This is a genomic window from Chryseobacterium sp. ON_d1 (assembly GCF_006829085.1).
In the GTDB taxonomy this organism is placed as follows: domain Bacteria; phylum Bacteroidota; class Bacteroidia; order Flavobacteriales; family Weeksellaceae; genus Chryseobacterium.
Map to the genome: position 1 here is coordinate 108,903 of NZ_BJTC01000001.1, position 16,226 is coordinate 125,128.

A 16,226-nucleotide genomic window follows, 5' to 3' on the forward strand; every position below is an offset into this window, starting at 1 on the left:
ATCTTGTAGCCTTCATTGACAATCCGCATATCTGATATTGACAAGTATCATTAAAATAACTTTAAAAAGAAATTAAAAATTCCGAAATTAGCGGTCTTAATTCAAATTAAATCTTTTCGAACAAAGCAAATTATGGAGCAAAACATTTTAGATTGTGTGATCGTTGGATCTGGGCCTTCTGGTTTCACAGCTGCTATCTATGCAGCAAGAGCAGACTTAAAACCTGAACTGTATACAGGTTTGGAGCCGGGCGGACAATTAACAACCACTACTGAAGTGGATAACTTTCCAGGGTATCCAGCCGGGATTACAGGTCCTGAAATGATGATGGATCTGCAAAAACAGGCAGAAAGATTTGATACCAAAGTTCATTACGAAATGATCACTAAAGCTGAATTCGCTAAAGAAGTAGGCGGTGTTCACAAATTATATGCAGGAAACAAAGAGATCCTTGCCAAAACAGTAATCATCTCTACAGGAGCTACAGCAAAATATTTAGGTCTAGAAGATGAGAAAAAATATGCAGGGGGAGGTGTTTCTGCCTGTGCTACATGTGACGGATTCTTTTACAGAGGAAAAGACGTGGTGGTAGTAGGAGCAGGAGATACAGCAGCAGAAGAGGCTACTTATCTTGCAAAACTTTGTAAGAAAGTGACTCTCTTGGTGAGAAAAGACGTTTTCAGAGCTTCAAAAGCAATGGTTCACAGGGTAGAAAGCACTCCGAATATTGAAGTGAAATTTCACCATGAATTAATCGGAATTGAAGGGGAAAACAGCCTGGTAGAAAGAGCGGTAATTATCAATAACCAGACTCAGGAGAAGTCTACTGTAGACGTTGAAGGAATCTTCATCGCCATTGGCCACAAACCGAATACGGATATCTTTGCAGGTCAGGTGGATCTTGATGAAAACGGATATATTGTTACTGAAAAAGGTTCTTCAAGAACGAATCTTCCGGGCGTATTTGCTGCCGGGGATGTTCAGGACCACATCTACAGACAGGCTATTACCGCTGCTGGAAGCGGATGTATGGCTGCTATGGATGCAGAGAAATATTTAGCTGAACTACACTAATATTATTCAGTTTATATAATATAAAGCGTGCCCCGTGGGTGCGCTTTTTCGTTTTACTTATGTCTGCGCATTTCTTTTGCTTGAGAATCGCAAAGGCGCAATTTTACGTTTTATGCTTTATTTTAAGACGCAAGAAAATTGAAGATTTTCAGCAGATGATAATACTGTTTTCACAGATCACACAGGTTTTTATCAGTATCTGCAAAATCAGCGTGAAATGGAATAAATTTCACAATAATTTTTTGGGTATAAAATCTTTGTGCCTTATAAGAAGTCCTTTTAACATCACTTTTGCCATTATGTTTTCCAATAAAAAATCTCCATATTAAGTCTCTAATGAAAAAATAATAAAATCTCTAATGAAAACATTAATATATTTGTGAAACTGCAAACGATCATACTTTGCATCTCATTATATGTAAACTGAAAAAACGAATCAAAAATGAAAAGAGTAACCGCTATCGGAGGCATCTTCTTTAAGTGTAAAGACCCGGAACAAGTAAACGAGTGGTACAAAACCCATCTTGGGCTGCCCACCAGTCCATACGGTGCTAAATTCGACTGGAAAGACGCAGATTCCAATAAAAAAGGATATACGCTGTGGAGCCCTTTTAAAGAGTCTACCCAATACTTTGAGCCCTCATCAAAAGAATTCATGATCAATTATCATGTAGAAAATATTGAAACACTGGTAGAGGAGCTGAAAAAAGAAGGTGTAACGGTTTTGGATGAGGTGACTTCGTATGAATATGGGAAATTTGTACACATCCTGGATCCGGAGGGAAACAAAATCGAATTATTTGAGCCGGCAGGAGAGTAATTTCTACACTGTCATTCTGACGAAAGGAGAATGTTACTCAGGTTTGAGATTTTTCTTTCGTCAGAGTGACCGTTTTACTTCATTATTGTCTTTAATCCAGAATATAGATCTTTTTATCTTTAAGATTAAATCCCAGTTTTTTACCAAGCCAGTTGATGCTTGTTTTACCTTCATAGATAAGACCTTCTACAAAAAAAACGGCAGGGTTTTCAACGGTGGCAAAAGAGGTGGAAATGGAACCAATATTTCCCTTATAAAACTTGGTTATTAGATCAGGGTTAAATTCACTTTTATTTTCAATTACCTGGAGGTTCCCTTTTTTGATATCCAGTGTTTTCATCAGGCGTTCACTCAACCAGAAAGAATCTTTACCGGATCCGGAATCGAGGAGAACATTAATCCTGTATTTGTTATTCAGAAGCACATATGTTGTAATATCCAGAGACTGGTCAGCATTGGTTGACAGCTGGATATCCATCACTTTCTTACTGTTCAGTTTCTCTTTGGGAAAAATAAGCTCATTGGTAGTATAATCTATGATGAACTCAGTGTCATAAAGCATTGGAAGGGAAATTAACCCGTCAATTCCTTTAATTTCCATATCGTGGGTAGAATACCAGATATTTTTAAACTTTTTACCGTTAAAAATAATCTCCTTTGATTTGAACAGGGGAATGGTCATCTTTTCTCCTGTGGCCCTGAAGGCAGTCAGATAATTATAGGTTTCTTTGGCTCCCAGTTCTTTGGAAAAGTTTCCAAGAAAAAGATTGATTCCTCCTCCCGTATCAAAAATAAAATTTCCTTTTTTACCATCCACTTCAGCGCCAACTACAAGATGGCCGGAAGGAAGAACAGACATGGGCGTTTTTTGACAAAAAGCCATAAAGGAGAAAATTAGCGAGACGGTAATAGCAGTGTTTTTAGTGAAAGATTGAGTAAACATCTGAAAAATAGTATTATTAGTTTTAAATGCCACAAATATAGTCTATTCTGATGACTGATTGATTATAGCTTTTAGACAGGGACTTATGGTATCCTTTTATATTTATCAGTCCGTATCTCTTCCTGAAATATCTTTATACTTAAAGTAAAATTCCTAAATTTAGGGCCTAATCAAAAAGAATATGGAAAGAAAAATCATAAAAATTAACCATGTTACAGGAACTTATATTATTGAGGTTCCCGATGGAACTCTTAATGACATGAAGACCCAATTGGACAAATGCCTTAACGATGAACAGGCCGCTATTGTGGTGAAGGGTAAAGATGGAGATCAGTTTGTATATCCGTCAGATCTTTTAAAAAACAGCTTCATTGCGATCATAGACCGGGAACAGGGTATGAGTTCCTCAAAATAATTCCCTTGATTTCTAGTCTATTATTAATTTTCGTTAAAATTTGTGTAAGAAAAGTTTTGCGGAAACTAAAAATCGCTCTATATTTGCACCACTGAAAACAACGGTATAGCCGGAGTTTAGGGAGAGTTGGCAGAGTGGTCGATTGCGGCAGTCTTGAAAACTGTTGACTGTAACAGGTCCGGGGGTTCGAATCCCTCACTCTCCGCAAAAAGGTACAAATCAAAGATTTGTACCTTTTTTATTTTACACCTCCAATAATAGGAGATCAGGTGCAAAAGTTGGGGGCTAGTACAAAATCTATACTTTTTATTGAACTGACAGGTCATTTTTTAATCGCAAAGAAAAATGATTCAAATGTTTTATTTTAGAAAGCTAAGAAGTACGACTTTGTCGCTTAAGAAGCTTAATGGATATGTATTAGCTTAGAAAGAATCATTGAAATTGATTTCATGCTTTGCTCCCTTGAAAATATGAGATAAGAGGCTAAAAACTTTGCGTTAGTTTAAATTCCATAAATACAATATTCCCCAGTTTTTGAGACTGATCCGCAAAAAGTCACCTCCTCGGATGCCAGTGATGAAACTGCCTCGTACTGCGTTTACTTGTCTTTTTTTAAATTATACAGCTGAAATAAGTTCATATTTTCTTATTGCATATGGAGCAGTGAAAATAAAAAATCCCTAAATTTAAGACTATAAAATATAAGGTTTATTCCCATCATTTTTTTCCTACACAATGCAACAACCAATCAGAAAAACAACCTAGTGATTATATGACAGAAATATTTGATAATATCAGGAAGTTTTACCGGTTTTTAGCACCACAGGAAAGCCTTTCTCCACATATCGAGTTTTTTTCTGAAACTGATCTTGTTTTCGCCAGATCATTTATCCAGGATGAACGTTTCACGGTTAAACTTTTTCCGAGTTTTACTCCCACCATCTGGCTTAATCTGGGAAGTCCCTACCAGCTTTGCAACGGAAAACATATGCATCAGATCAATGAAAATGGTGATGTTTTGGTTCTGCGCAGCGAAACAATTGAAAGGCAGAATGCCCCAACCGATAATATCTTCACCATTAAATTTCTACCGGGTGGTTTTGAAGCCATATTCGGTATCAGTCAGACCAGAATCGCCAGCGATGTCATAATGCTTGACGAACTGATTCCCAAGCGTGTCATCAACAAGATCAAACAGGCACCCGATTTTGAAACGCGGGTGCAGCTTTGGGAACATTACCTATTGGAAAGAAAAGCTAAAAGCCCCGGAAGCCATTACCTATCGATGGTCCAAAGGAGTATCGGCTGTTTTTTGGATACGGAAATGGGCCTTTCAACTGCTCAGCTGGCAGATTGTGTTTGTATGAGTGAAAAAACACTCAACAGGTATTTCCATAAAGTGGTGGGCACCGGCCCAAAGAATTATTTCGTCATCTTAAGAGCACGTACTGCACTTACCCAGTTTCTCAGCGACCGCGGTAGCTTTTTACCGACAGACTATGGCTATTATGATATGAGCCATTTTTACAGGAGCGCGGTACTGTTTACCGGAACAAGGTTGGCCGACCTTAAGTGATTTTGTCTGTTTTTTACCTTTTGAGGTCAAAATTGATATGGTAGTTTTGTATAAAATCAAGAAACATGAAAATTTATACATTGCTGGCTTTATCGTTTCTCTTTTTTAGTTCAAATGTTTTTTCACAATCTTACACTCCAAAAATAGAACCCTACGGATGTAAAATCAAGGTAGAAAATGGTGTAGTGGCAAAATGCGGTTATCTGGTAGTACCGGAAAGCAGAGCAAGGCCTACAAAAAACCTGATCAAAATCCCCTTTATTTTTGTAAGGAGAAAGAATCAGGACTCCATTAAAAATATTTCCCTATATACCACAGGCGGTCCGGGATATAGTACTACACTGGGGATTAGCAAGATCGGACCGAACTCAGGCTTTTTAAGATATGGCGGTTTTATCGCTTTCGATCAGCGCGGTACCAAGCTGGCTGTCCCTTCACTAGAGTGTCCTGAAGTGGAGGAAGCCATTAAACGTTCGTATAGGGAAAACCTTCCCAAAGACAGCTTGGTAAAGCTCGCGGTAACATCAGCACGGAAACGTTTCACGGCAAAAGGCATCGATCTTTCAGCATACAATACTACGGAAAGCGCTGCGGATATCAGCGATCTTAAAAAAGCCTTAAAAATCGAATCCATGATGCTGGTCGGCATTTCTTATAGTGGTGGATTAATGCTTACTGTTGCTAAAAACCATCCCGAAGGTATAAAGGCACTTATACTGAATTCGCCCCTTCCCAGTTTTGTAAATTATGAAGAGCATGGACTGATCAATATGAACGAAGCTTTAAATCAGGTAATTGGTAATGTGGATGCCGATTCAACAAAAACCATATATAAAGATCTTAAGTCGCGTTTCCATGATTATTTCACCAAAATTTCCTCCAAACGTTTTACTGCACGCTATCTTCCCAAAGGAAGTAGCGATAGTATCAAAATCAGCTATGGGAAAGCCGAGCTGCTAGATGCCATTTTCGGAAAAATGGAGAATGGAACAGTTCAAACAGTGCCATCTGTAGTGAATGATATTATCAATGGCAAACATCAGCCGTATATCACCGAAGTTATGGATGGTATATTTTCTGGCGATCTGAACCGAACACTGGGCATGCGTTATTCGGTATATTGTTCGGAACAGATTGCTTATTCAGATCCCAAACTGATTGCCAAGCAGGATGAGATCCTTCCTTGGCTTGCCGGTTACCCTTTTAATAACGTCAATAAAGAAATCTGCGATTGCTGGAAGGTTAATCCCCAGCCCCAATCGATAAAAACACCTGTTTATTCGAATATTCCGGCACTGATATCAGCAGGTGATGCCGATCCGTTTTGTAGGCCCTTTTATAATACGCTTATTAAAAGATATATGCCCAACGCGCAGCTTCTTATTATCCACAACCGGGCACACGGGGCGGGCTTTGGTAACAGCAATGCTGATTATCTTGATGAATTCTTAGCTGATCCGTACAAAAAACTGGTTTCAAAAAGTACTGATGTAAAGATTGAATAGCTCTGTATCAGATTAATGTTCGGATGAATGAGCAATGAAAAGAAAAATCTACCAGAAAATCCGGGCGAAGTGCAAAGTTGTGGGCCAAGCAAAAGCTTAGCTAATCTGAGAAAAAACTACTGCCAACTACTTGTTTTTGTTTCTGGAGATTGTCTTACAAGGCTTTACGGTGATTAAGCTTCTTGTAAGCTTGTTGGTTCGTCAATAGTTTATTAACCTTTTTAAGTACCCACACATAGGTAATTACGGTTTACTTTTCTTCAGACAGCGATAATTTTAATAAAAATTGAACATTTATATTTACCAAAAAGAGTGACATTTTATAAATCGTATATTTTGAAAATATAATTGAACTTTTTGTAACAATTTATTATTGATCTGTTTATTATTTTGTAATAGTCCTGATTATCTTTGTGTCAGTACAAAAGCAATTCACTGAAATGGAAGAAGTTAATCTTTGGTTAGACCAACCAAAAAAAGGATAAACAAGAATTAATTTCAAAGATTTTTATATAAAATTATTGAATATGTTGTCTTGAAATTATTTCAAGGCAATACTTGTTTAATTCATTTATCAAAGCTTTCGATAGCTTATCATTAACTTCACCAACAGATAGAATGAATACAATTTTGTGGATTATACAGGGACTTCTGTCTCTATTTTTTATCATGCCAGGTTATGGAAAAATTACAGGCAGTAAAAACACACACGTCGAGAACGGGCATCTAAAACCTGACAGCTCTATAATACCAATCCGGATATTAGGTTTTCTTGAATTATTGGGCTGTTTTGGAATCATATTTCCTTGGCTTTTCGGTATTTTGCCAATTTTGACACCGATGGCAGCGACAGGCTTTTGTTTGACCATGCTGGCAGGTATTTTTGTTCATATCCAAAAAAAAGAATACGAAATGCTTCCCATGTTGATTATTGTTTTTATTCTGTCAGCAATAGTCGCATATTTCAGATATTAAATCTATCTTTTAATAGGAATAATATTACAAAATTCAGCATTAAAAAGCCTCTCATTCTTTTGAGAGGCTCATTTATTCCAATGTCGCATAACTTTTTGATGCTCTGCCTGTACACTTTAGCAGAGGTTTGTGAAAGAGTAGTAGTTTTTTAAGATGAAAATAGAGCTGATTGATCCGACATAAGTGATTTTACCTAAATTTGTAACGGATTTTTTGATCATCTATGGCGGATAAAAGAGCGCAGGCCTATATTCCTTGGCTTGATACAATCAGCGACTTTTTCGATACCTTCAGGATCGGTAAAGCAGATAATAATTTTTTTACCATTATGCGGGTGGAAGACCAGGCAAAAGGCAAATTATTGTTCATGCCGTTGTTCCGGGGTAATTTTTTCCGGCTTTTGATCTGTAGAACGCCTGGACTTCGATTTCTGCTTCCGGATGAAACCGTCAATACTTCAGCGAACAGTATTTATTTCGCATACCCCGGCAAAATAGAAAGCTGGCAGCGGGTGGAAACTATCTATGGTTACCTCCTTTGTTTTACCCCCGAATTTGCAAAAATAGATCCTTTAAAACCCAAGTTTGAAAAGGATTATCCTTTTTTCTTGAACGGAGCAAATTCAATCCTGAAATTGTCACAGGAAGATATGGATGCTATAGGATGCACCGCCGAAAAGTTGCTCGGCGAAATGACATCAGGCAACGAGGACAATTTTGAAATGATACAGTCTTTGTTAAAAGTGTTGCTTATCCAGATCCGCCGTCTGTATTATAAAGATAAAGAGGTGAAAACAGCTTTTCAGTTGAAGCAGGCTTCGTTGATGGTCAGATTCAGAAGAGTGCTGGATACTTACGCTGTTGATGCTCCAAATAAAAGGAGAGAAGAAAAGCCAACAGTGAGAACCATTGCAGATGAACTGAACCTTACCCCTAGCCATTTAAACTTTTTAGTTAAAAAATATACAGGACACACAGCCTTATACCATATCAATGAAAAAATATTGCTGGAAGCAAAAAGCCTGTTGACACATACTGATCTACAGGTGTCGGAAATAGCAGATTTGCTTAGGTTTACTGAAGCAGCTTATTTCAACCGTTTTTTCAAGAAAATGACAGGCATAACTCCCACAGCATACCGGAGAGATGCTCTTCAACTCATGCGCAGCCCGCTTGACAGCCAAAATCGATAAAAAATCCAATAATTGCCTGAATATGGACAAGCCTTGTGCTGTTTAAGTTCTTGAAATTTGTACGATCAAACAAATAAGAATGAACGAAATTAATACAAGCGACACAACAGGCACGCAAGTATCCATGCTGCCTGTCTATATTCTATCTCTGGCTACTTTTATTGTCTTTTTTCAAGGATTCATGGTTGCACCATTGCTGCCTTTGTTATCAGAACAGTTCGGTACCAGCGCCCGGCATGTGAGTTTTATTGAACCAGCCTATCTGCTCGGTTATGGATTGTTCACACTGGTGTATGCGCCTCTAAGTGACCGCTTTGGCAGATTCCGGATAGTGGCTTTCTGCCTGATCATATTTTCCTTGCTCACGTTGCTGACCGCTTTTGTCAGAGGGGTCGACCAGATGATTTTTCTTCGGTTACTGACGGGCATCGGTGCAGCCGGTATTGCTCCTACAACCATTAGCTGGATCAGTGATGGCTATCCGTACGAAAAGCGGGGGCATGCACTGGGGATCTTCTTTGGCAACATGGCCGGAGGTACTGCCTTTGGTTCCAGTGCAGGGGCCTTAATTACATCAGTGATAGGTTGGCAATGGCTTTTTATAGGTGTTGCAGGCGTAGCTCTGCTTATTTTTTTCCTCATAGTGATGTATCAGAAAAATATATTCAAAGAAGGAGGGGAATTAGCGGAAAGCAATGATAATATTTTGCTGTCCTTTCATGGTATACTGTCAAGCAGAAGGGCAAGGCGTACCTATTTTTATGTCTTGCTTAACGGGATGTTCCATGGTGGTATTTTCGCCTGGCTTGCCTATTTTTTCTATAAAAATTACAGTTTGAATGAGTTTCAGATTGGGTTAGCCTTATTGGGTTATGGAATTCCCGGGTTATTATTGGGGCCATTGCTGGGCAGACTTGCCGATCGTTACGGAAGAAGCAGGATAATACCTTTAGGTCTATTCCTGGGAAGCATCACTGTATTGCTGCTCAGCCAGAATTTGAGTCTTACTGCATCCTGTATTATAGTGGCATTGCTTTCTCTGGGATTTGATCTGTCTCATCCTTTATTTGCTGCTATAATTACTACATTCAGTTCCCGAAAAGGTGCTGCAACAGGCCTCTTCGCATTTTTTCTTTTTTCAGGCTATGGCCTGGGAAGCCTCGGATTGAGCCTGATCATCAATGTTGGTCTGGAAAGGGCATTCCAGTTATATGGTGCAGGCGTTCTGATTGCGGCAGTTTTTTCTGTATTTGTCTTCAGGAATGAGAGGTAATATTGACTCTATAGATGAACAAGATAATACTTGTAAAAATAAAATAGGTTAATCAATGTGATATCTGACTGAATAATACATCTTAAAACTCAAGTGTCTATAAAAAATTACAGATTGAACCTGCCCCATTCATTTAATAACCAAAGGAAAAGATAAGAAAATGTAGGATTCAAATTAAACAGGATATACCTAAAAGTGGATCCTGACAGCCCGTCAATCAGAAGAACAAAAAGAAACAAAGCAGAAGTGCTGAGATTTTGTACTGATAATACGGTTTCATGAATGTTGAAATGATGTAAGCTGATACTTTTTATTTTAGTTTAAATTCAGAAGGTCTCATATTAGTCAGTTGCTGAAAATTATTGCTAAATGCAGATATATTGGAATAGCCGACTTCATAAGCTATTTCGGTAATATTCAGATCAGTATCTTTGATTAATTCCATAGCTCTGATAATCCTCAGCATTTTTAAATATTGAATAAAAGTAATGTGAAGTTTCGTTTGGAATAATCTTGTCAAACTTCTCACACTCATCCCAAATTGCTGCGCAATAGTGTCTAAGCTGAGGTCCTCTCTTAAGCGATTTCTGACATGATCGATAATGGCATTGAGCCGTTGGTCATCTGTTGTAGGAAGTTGAATAGAAAATTTTTTTAGGTTTTCTTTTGATAGCACATTCCGCAGCGTTGTTAAAAACTCAAATTCCCAGGACCCTTTATAATAATTTCCTTGCCATTTTTCACTGAATGAAAGCATTTCTGAAAGAAGCTTACTCACAGGATAAATACCTAGTTCATCATAAAAACCACTCACTCCATCACTCGGGAAATAGAGATTGATAATATACAAATCTTGTGTGTTAAACATCAGGTTATGAGGATAATTCTTAGGTATCCAGATATAATGATTAGACGGAATATAGAAATCTTTCTCATTAGTTTGCAAGTAAGCAATACCACCATAAACCAATAACAGCTGCGCTTTGTCATGCTGGTGTGAAGGCAAGCGCTGTTCTGTCTGCTGTCGTATCACCAGGATAGATTCAGGATTTTGATCAACAATGTTTATTAATTGGTTAAAAATTTCCATTTGGCCAAATATAGTAAATATTAGGCTAATTATATAAAAAGAAGACATTGTACGTTGGATAATTTTGCTGTGTAAATAATAGTAAATCATTATGAAACAGAAAAAGATGTGCTTTCACCAAGAACCTGAAATTCAAAATAAAGATTCTAATACATCATCCCATTTGATAAAAAATATTAAGGCAATAAATGCCTGTTGGCCTGCTTATGCCTATCATACTGTTTTTATACCGGGAACCGATTTAACCTTTGCCTTCGATGCATTAAAAGAGGCGGTCAAAAAATGGCTAATACCGAGTAATAAAAATAAAAATCATTTAAAAAATAATGAAAAAATATAGTTCAATCTCGATTTTGGTCATAGGGTGGGTGCTGTTTGCACCATCCCTCCATGCTCAGAATACAGAAAATGTCCAAGCATTAAGTTTGGAACAGATATGGAAAATCGCTGAAGCGAATAATCACCAGCTGAAACTTTCTGATTTAAATCTTCAAAAAGCTAGTTTGGAGGTACTTGAAGCAAAGGATCGCTTGTTACCTGAGATTGCGGTAGGTGGGGATATAAAACTCAATTCCAGATTTTTGATTTATGATAATGGTTTATTCGCATCACCTCAGGATGTACCTGTAAAAGGCTATGGATACGGACTGGGATACAGCTTAAATTTCAGTCTTTTTAATGGAGGCAGAGAGAGAAGAAATATCGCCATGAAAAAAGAAGAAGAGATACAGAAACAATATGAAGCTGAACTCCAAAATCAGAGTATAAAATATAATGTGGCAGCTGCATATTTTGAGTTATATAAATTTCTGCATTTCCATGATTTTCTTGAAGCAGAAATTGATACAGAAAAAAAACAGCTGACCCTGATAGAAAGCCTGTATAAAAACGGTACCGTGCTTAAGAGTGATGTGCTGAGAATCTCTGTAAAATTATCTCAGCTGGAACTTAGTTTTTCTGATATTGAAAAAAAGATAGAAATTGCCAGACAGCGGCTCAATATTCTAATGGGGCGTGAAGCTAAAAATGAATTAACCATCAATTATCAGGATATTGTTAAAACAGGTACCATCACAGATACAGTTTACAGCGACTATATAGATATCGCACTCCATCAGTCTCCTGAGTATAAAATGGTCAATAGTGAAATTAAATGGAACGAATTGAACATCAGACAGATTAAAGCCACAAGATTTCCCAAAATATCGCTGTACTCCAATTACAATTATACCTATCCGCAGATCTCGTTCTATCCATATTCGAATGACCTGTGGGGATTTGGTCAAACAGGAATTAAAGCACAGTTTTCTATTGACAATCTCTACAAGAGTAAACATTCAATAGCCCGTGCCCAGGTTATAAGCCATCAGGTAAAAGAAAAAGCTGAAATGAAGAAAGATGAAATTTACCTCCAGGTAAAAGAAGCTTATCTGCAGCAGCAACAAGCTTTGGAAAGTGTTGAAACAGCCGCAAAAATTATAGCAAAAAACACCGAAACGGTTCGGGTTATCAGAAGTAGTTATCTGAATCAGGAATCTCTTCTGACTGATCTTCTGGAGGCTGAAAATAATTTATTGGAAGCCAGATTCAATTTAACAGCTGCACAAACAAACGTAAAACTCACAAAGATCAGATTGCTGGCGATCGTAGGAATTCTTTAATACAACATTATGAACAAGAATAAGACAGATAAAATCATTATAATCCTTACCAAATGGTTCGGAATCACATTATTGGCAGGAATTATTATTTGGGGAGCAGCCTGTTTCTTAGAAAGACTGGATTATGAACAGACTAATGACGCACAGGTGGATGCCTATTTGTCCCCCGTCAATGCAAAAGTGGGCGGATATATCAGTAAAGTATGTTATAAAGACAATCAGCAGGTTAAAAAAGGAGATACGCTTGTGGTGATTGAGCTGGGCGAATATGGGCTGAAAAAAGACGCTGCGTCAGCAGAACTCATGAGTTCGCATGCCAAATTACCTATCCTGGCGGCGAATGAAGAAACGCAAATTAAAAATATTGAGGTTATAAAGGCACAGTTGGCAGGTGCTGAAGCGAGATTGAATCAGCAGCAAAAAGAATTTGGCCGTTATAAAAATCTACTGGCTGATGAATCCACCACACAACAGAAATTTGATAATGTGAGTACTTCTTTATCAATCACGCAATCTGATTATGATCAGGCAAAAGCTTCTTTACAGGTAGCTGAATCCAAACTAAATGACTTCAGTGCACAACGCAAAGCGATACAGGCAGAAATAAAGCTCAAAGAAACACTTCTTCAAAGACAGGAATTAGACATTCGATATACCATTGTCACAGCACCTTTTGATGGGCAAATTGGTAAAAAGACCATTCAGGAAGGGCAACTGGTCCAGGCAGGTCAAACATTGGCATTTATACTGAACAGAGCCGAGGAAAAATGGGTAACGGCAAATTTTAAGGAAACACAGGTTGCTGGCTTTCAGATCAGGCAAGCGGTATCTGTCGAGGTCGATGCTTTTCCGCATGAAAAATTTAATGGTATTATTGAATCACTTTCACCTACCACAGGTTCACGCTATTCTTTGCTTCCTCCTGATAATGCCACAGGCAATTTCGTCAAAATCATCCAACGCATTCCTGTTCGGATCAAACTGACGGATCAGCCTGCCAAATTATCTAAACTTTCAGCAGGAATGAACGCAAATGTTTATGTTTTAAAAAATTAAAAAATGCAAACCCATAAAATACCTGTTTTCAAATCATGGGTGTCCGAATGGATGGCAAGATCGGTAATATTTGCCATTCTGATGACTAGCCTGTTTAGCTTCGCTTTTTATGGCAGTCCGGTAGCAGCGATGGGCTTTTACGGTATACAGCCTGCCGATGTACAATATGGTATGGTGGTTATCTATGGCTCAACTGTAGCTTTCTTGGCACTTGACTCCCGTATTGTAAAGTATTTTGAACCCAGAAAATATTTACTGATAGCACTGGGGATCAATGCGCTGAGTTCAACACTATGTTTTCATTTTAAAGATTGGACATTGTTTGTTATTTGCCAGTTTTTGCAAGGAATTACCTGTGCATTAATGTCAGGTATCGTGTTACAGCTCATTTTCCCAAGGCTGGATTCTGTACGTGCCCGTGTCATTGCTTATAGTCTTCTTTATGGCAGTATACAGATTGCTGTGCCGTTTTACACCATCTATACCAGTGTAATAATTCATTTCTTTGATTTTAATTGGCTATTCTACGGACACAATAACCTACTCATTATCCTTACCTCTGTTGTGTTGCTTACGATGAACAGTAAGGCCCGATTTACCAAAAAAATTCCGCTCTATCAGGTGGACTGGATAGGCTATCTGTTTTATGTATCGTTTATCTTAATATTAGGATACATTCTTGTCTATGGAAGACCATTGGGCTGGTTTGGCAGTCCGTCGATACTTATTCTAAGCTTAGGTAACTTAGTCATTCTCTCTCTCTTTATTATTAGAGAACTGAAACTTAAAAGACCATTAATCAACTTGCAGATTTTTAAAGCAGAGAATTTTGCTATTGGCCTTTTACTTCTTTTTACCTTTTACCTTTTCAAGGGAAGTACGGGACTTGCCTACGGCTATCTTGAGGTGATTTTAGGAAATGATCCACTGAGTACGATTCCAATATGGACTGCCGTAATAACAGGAACAGTTTTGGGCATGTTTGTTACCTCACGCTTTATTTTGATTGGGTATAACCTGATAAGAATTATTATTGTTGGTTTTGCGATTATGGCGGTGTATTATGCCTACATGATACTATTCGTTTCCATACAGGGAGAAACAAATGATTTCATTCTGCCCCTGTTTATCTATGGTGTGGCAACAGGAGTATTATTTGTTCCGATTGTTTCATTTACAATCTCATCAGTGCCCCCTAAAATTGCAATAAATGCATCACTTATTGGAATATTCGCAAGGTTTACAGGGTTTACGGCTAGCCTGGCTCTTAATAATGAACTTCAGTTATTTGCGAAATCAGCAGTTAGGGAAAAAATCCGGGAAACGCTAACGGAAATCAACCCTCAATTGCCAGTTACTTTACTGGATATCCAAAATCAATATATGAAATCAGGCAGTGATGCATACGCCTCAAAATCAATGTCGACAGGCTATTTTAATCAAATGGTAGGACACCAGATCTTGGCTCGTGCCACCCGAGATTACTACGATTTGATGTTAATAGGTGTAATTTCTGTAATCATTATTTTACTCGTGCTACCCCGAATTCAAAAAGTTGTTCTGAAATTGAGGAAGACAAATATTCCTTATTAAAATTTATTATGTCAGGAAATACCGTATAGAAGGTTAATTCATATAGAAATTGCCATGTATTGATATATTTTAGAAACGTAATCTCTATACTTATGGACCATGGTTTTCATCCGTACTTTTGATATTACCAATATGGAGGCTTTTTAATCTTTCGTTTTCTTACAATTTCTTGTTCATGGACGTATCTACATTTGTCTCAGAAAGAACGTAAAAATCTGTCATCATGAAATGTTTATACAAAGAGTATCTGTCAGAAAATAAAAATATCCGTGTTGAAGAAGGTATGATCATCATTCCAGACATTAGTGGTTATACTGACTTTGTCAACAGCATATGCATTGAAGCAGGTCGTTATATCACCAGAGAGCTGCTTTCTGCAATTCTGCAAGCCAATACAATAGGGATGAAAGTCTCAGAAATTGAAGGTGACGCAATATTATTTTACAAATTTTGTAAAAAGCCTTCTGTACAGAAAATCTTAAAACTGTATGAAACAATGCTAAGAAGTTTTACGGTCAGACTTAAAGAAATAGAAGCTGTAATTGGGCATGAGCTTGGGCTGTCATTAAAGTTGGTAGCGCATTATGGGACTTTCTCAGAGTATACTATTGGTGCTTTTAAAAAACTTTATGGGGAACCGGTTATTAAAGCACATACTCTTTTGAAAAATAATATAAAAAGCAAGACTTATATCCTGATGACCTATGATATGATCTGTAAAGAATCAGACGAAAAAGAAAAAGAATATTTTTTTGTCAATTATCAAGTAAATAACAATTTTATAACAACCATAAAAAATAAAACAAATGAAACAAACAGCAAAAACAACATTCGACCCATCAGTTTACAATCCGGTATTGTTCAAAAGCTATAAGGTAATTAAAAAATTAATTAAATATGGTTTTTACATTACTTTAATTTATTTTGCCTGCGAAGGTTTTATGGCCTGGGATTAATTTCTCATAAATGTAACTGACCGCCATTGATGGGAAAATCCATCAATGGTTTTTATTATTAATTGGCATTGTAAAATTTTAAATACATTTGTTTAGA

The 16,226-nt window shown here is 37.4% G+C and carries 15 protein-coding genes and 1 tRNA gene; 14 read left to right on the forward strand and 2 right to left on the reverse strand.

Annotated features, from left to right (window positions below; all coding sequences use genetic code 11):
* Positions 1-132 precede the first annotated feature (132 nt).
* Together trxB and CRS_RS00490 are read left to right on the forward strand one after the other, a co-directional pair.
* Positions 133-1,074, forward strand: a complete 942-nt coding sequence (trxB, locus tag CRS_RS00485) for a thioredoxin-disulfide reductase (protein ID WP_142722141.1) — start codon at positions 133-135, stop codon at positions 1,072-1,074.
* 442 nt (positions 1,075-1,516) lie between these two features.
* Positions 1,517-1,894: a VOC family protein gene (locus CRS_RS00490; protein WP_142722142.1), complete on the forward strand. Its 378-nt coding sequence runs from the start codon at positions 1,517-1,519 to the stop codon at positions 1,892-1,894.
* Between the two features lie 91 nt (positions 1,895-1,985).
* Here CRS_RS00490 and CRS_RS00495 read toward each other — a convergent pair whose 3' ends face one another.
* Positions 1,986-2,777 carry a hypothetical protein gene (locus CRS_RS00495; RefSeq protein WP_142722143.1) on the reverse strand — a complete coding sequence of 264 codons (792 nt, stop codon included), beginning with the start codon at positions 2,775-2,777 and terminating at the stop codon, positions 1,986-1,988.
* A gap of 241 nt (positions 2,778-3,018) precedes the next feature.
* Between CRS_RS00495 and CRS_RS00500 the strand changes: the two genes are divergently transcribed.
* The 7 genes from CRS_RS00500 to CRS_RS00530 all read left to right on the forward strand — a co-directional run bounded on the left by CRS_RS00500 (position 3,019) and on the right by CRS_RS00530 (position 9,773).
* The gene (locus tag CRS_RS00500; RefSeq protein ID WP_142722144.1) at positions 3,019-3,252 is read left to right on the forward strand and encodes a glyceraldehyde-3-phosphate dehydrogenase; all 234 of its coding nucleotides are present in this window, start codon (positions 3,019-3,021) and stop codon (positions 3,250-3,252) included.
* Between the two features lie 120 nt (positions 3,253-3,372).
* Positions 3,373-3,457 (forward strand) — tRNA-Ser (locus CRS_RS00505).
* A gap of 567 nt (positions 3,458-4,024) precedes the next feature.
* The gene (locus CRS_RS00510) at positions 4,025-4,828 is read left to right on the forward strand and encodes a helix-turn-helix domain-containing protein (RefSeq protein WP_142722145.1); all 804 of its coding nucleotides are present in this window, start codon (positions 4,025-4,027) and stop codon (positions 4,826-4,828) included.
* A gap of 65 nt (positions 4,829-4,893) precedes the next feature.
* The gene (locus CRS_RS00515) at positions 4,894-6,333 is read left to right on the forward strand and encodes an alpha/beta fold hydrolase (protein WP_142722146.1); all 1,440 of its coding nucleotides are present in this window, start codon (positions 4,894-4,896) and stop codon (positions 6,331-6,333) included.
* Positions 6,334-6,951: 618 nt separating this feature from the next.
* A complete protein-coding gene (locus CRS_RS00520) occupies positions 6,952-7,308 on the forward strand; it encodes a DoxX family protein (protein ID WP_172616965.1) in 357 nt (118 codons plus the stop codon).
* Positions 7,309-7,531: 223 nt separating this feature from the next.
* A complete protein-coding gene (locus tag CRS_RS00525) occupies positions 7,532-8,500 on the forward strand; it encodes an AraC family transcriptional regulator (RefSeq protein ID WP_142722148.1) in 969 nt (322 codons plus the stop codon).
* Between the two features lie 124 nt (positions 8,501-8,624).
* Complete coding sequence (locus tag CRS_RS00530; protein ID WP_228451164.1) at positions 8,625-9,773, forward strand: MFS transporter; 1,149 nt, start codon at positions 8,625-8,627, stop codon at positions 9,771-9,773.
* Positions 9,774-10,083: 310 nt separating this feature from the next.
* Here the strand turns inward: CRS_RS00530 and CRS_RS00535 are convergent, their stop codons facing one another.
* A complete protein-coding gene (locus tag CRS_RS00535; protein WP_142722150.1) occupies positions 10,084-10,863 on the reverse strand; it encodes an AraC family transcriptional regulator in 780 nt (259 codons plus the stop codon).
* Between the two features lie 91 nt (positions 10,864-10,954).
* Between CRS_RS00535 and CRS_RS00540 the strand changes: the two genes are divergently transcribed.
* The 5 genes from CRS_RS00540 (at position 10,955) to CRS_RS00560 (ending at position 16,047) form a co-directional block, all read left to right on the forward strand.
* The gene (locus CRS_RS00540) at positions 10,955-11,203 is read left to right on the forward strand and encodes a hypothetical protein (protein WP_142722151.1); all 249 of its coding nucleotides are present in this window, start codon (positions 10,955-10,957) and stop codon (positions 11,201-11,203) included.
* Positions 11,190-12,524 (forward strand): TolC family protein, encoded by a 1,335-nt coding sequence (locus CRS_RS00545; RefSeq protein WP_142722152.1) that lies wholly within the window; start codon positions 11,190-11,192, stop codon positions 12,522-12,524. Before CRS_RS00540 ends, CRS_RS00545 begins: the two co-directional genes overlap by 14 nt.
* 9 nt (positions 12,525-12,533) lie before the next feature.
* Positions 12,534-13,580, forward strand: a complete 1,047-nt coding sequence (locus CRS_RS00550; RefSeq protein ID WP_142722153.1) for an HlyD family secretion protein — start codon at positions 12,534-12,536, stop codon at positions 13,578-13,580.
* Positions 13,581-13,583: 3 nt separating this feature from the next.
* Complete coding sequence (locus CRS_RS00555; RefSeq protein ID WP_142722154.1) at positions 13,584-15,173, forward strand: MFS transporter; 1,590 nt, start codon at positions 13,584-13,586, stop codon at positions 15,171-15,173.
* Between the two features lie 223 nt (positions 15,174-15,396).
* Entirely contained in the window at positions 15,397-16,047 is a 651-nt protein-coding gene (locus CRS_RS00560) for a DUF2652 domain-containing protein (RefSeq protein WP_142722155.1), read from the forward strand.
* The last annotated feature ends 179 nt before the right edge of the window (positions 16,048-16,226 follow it).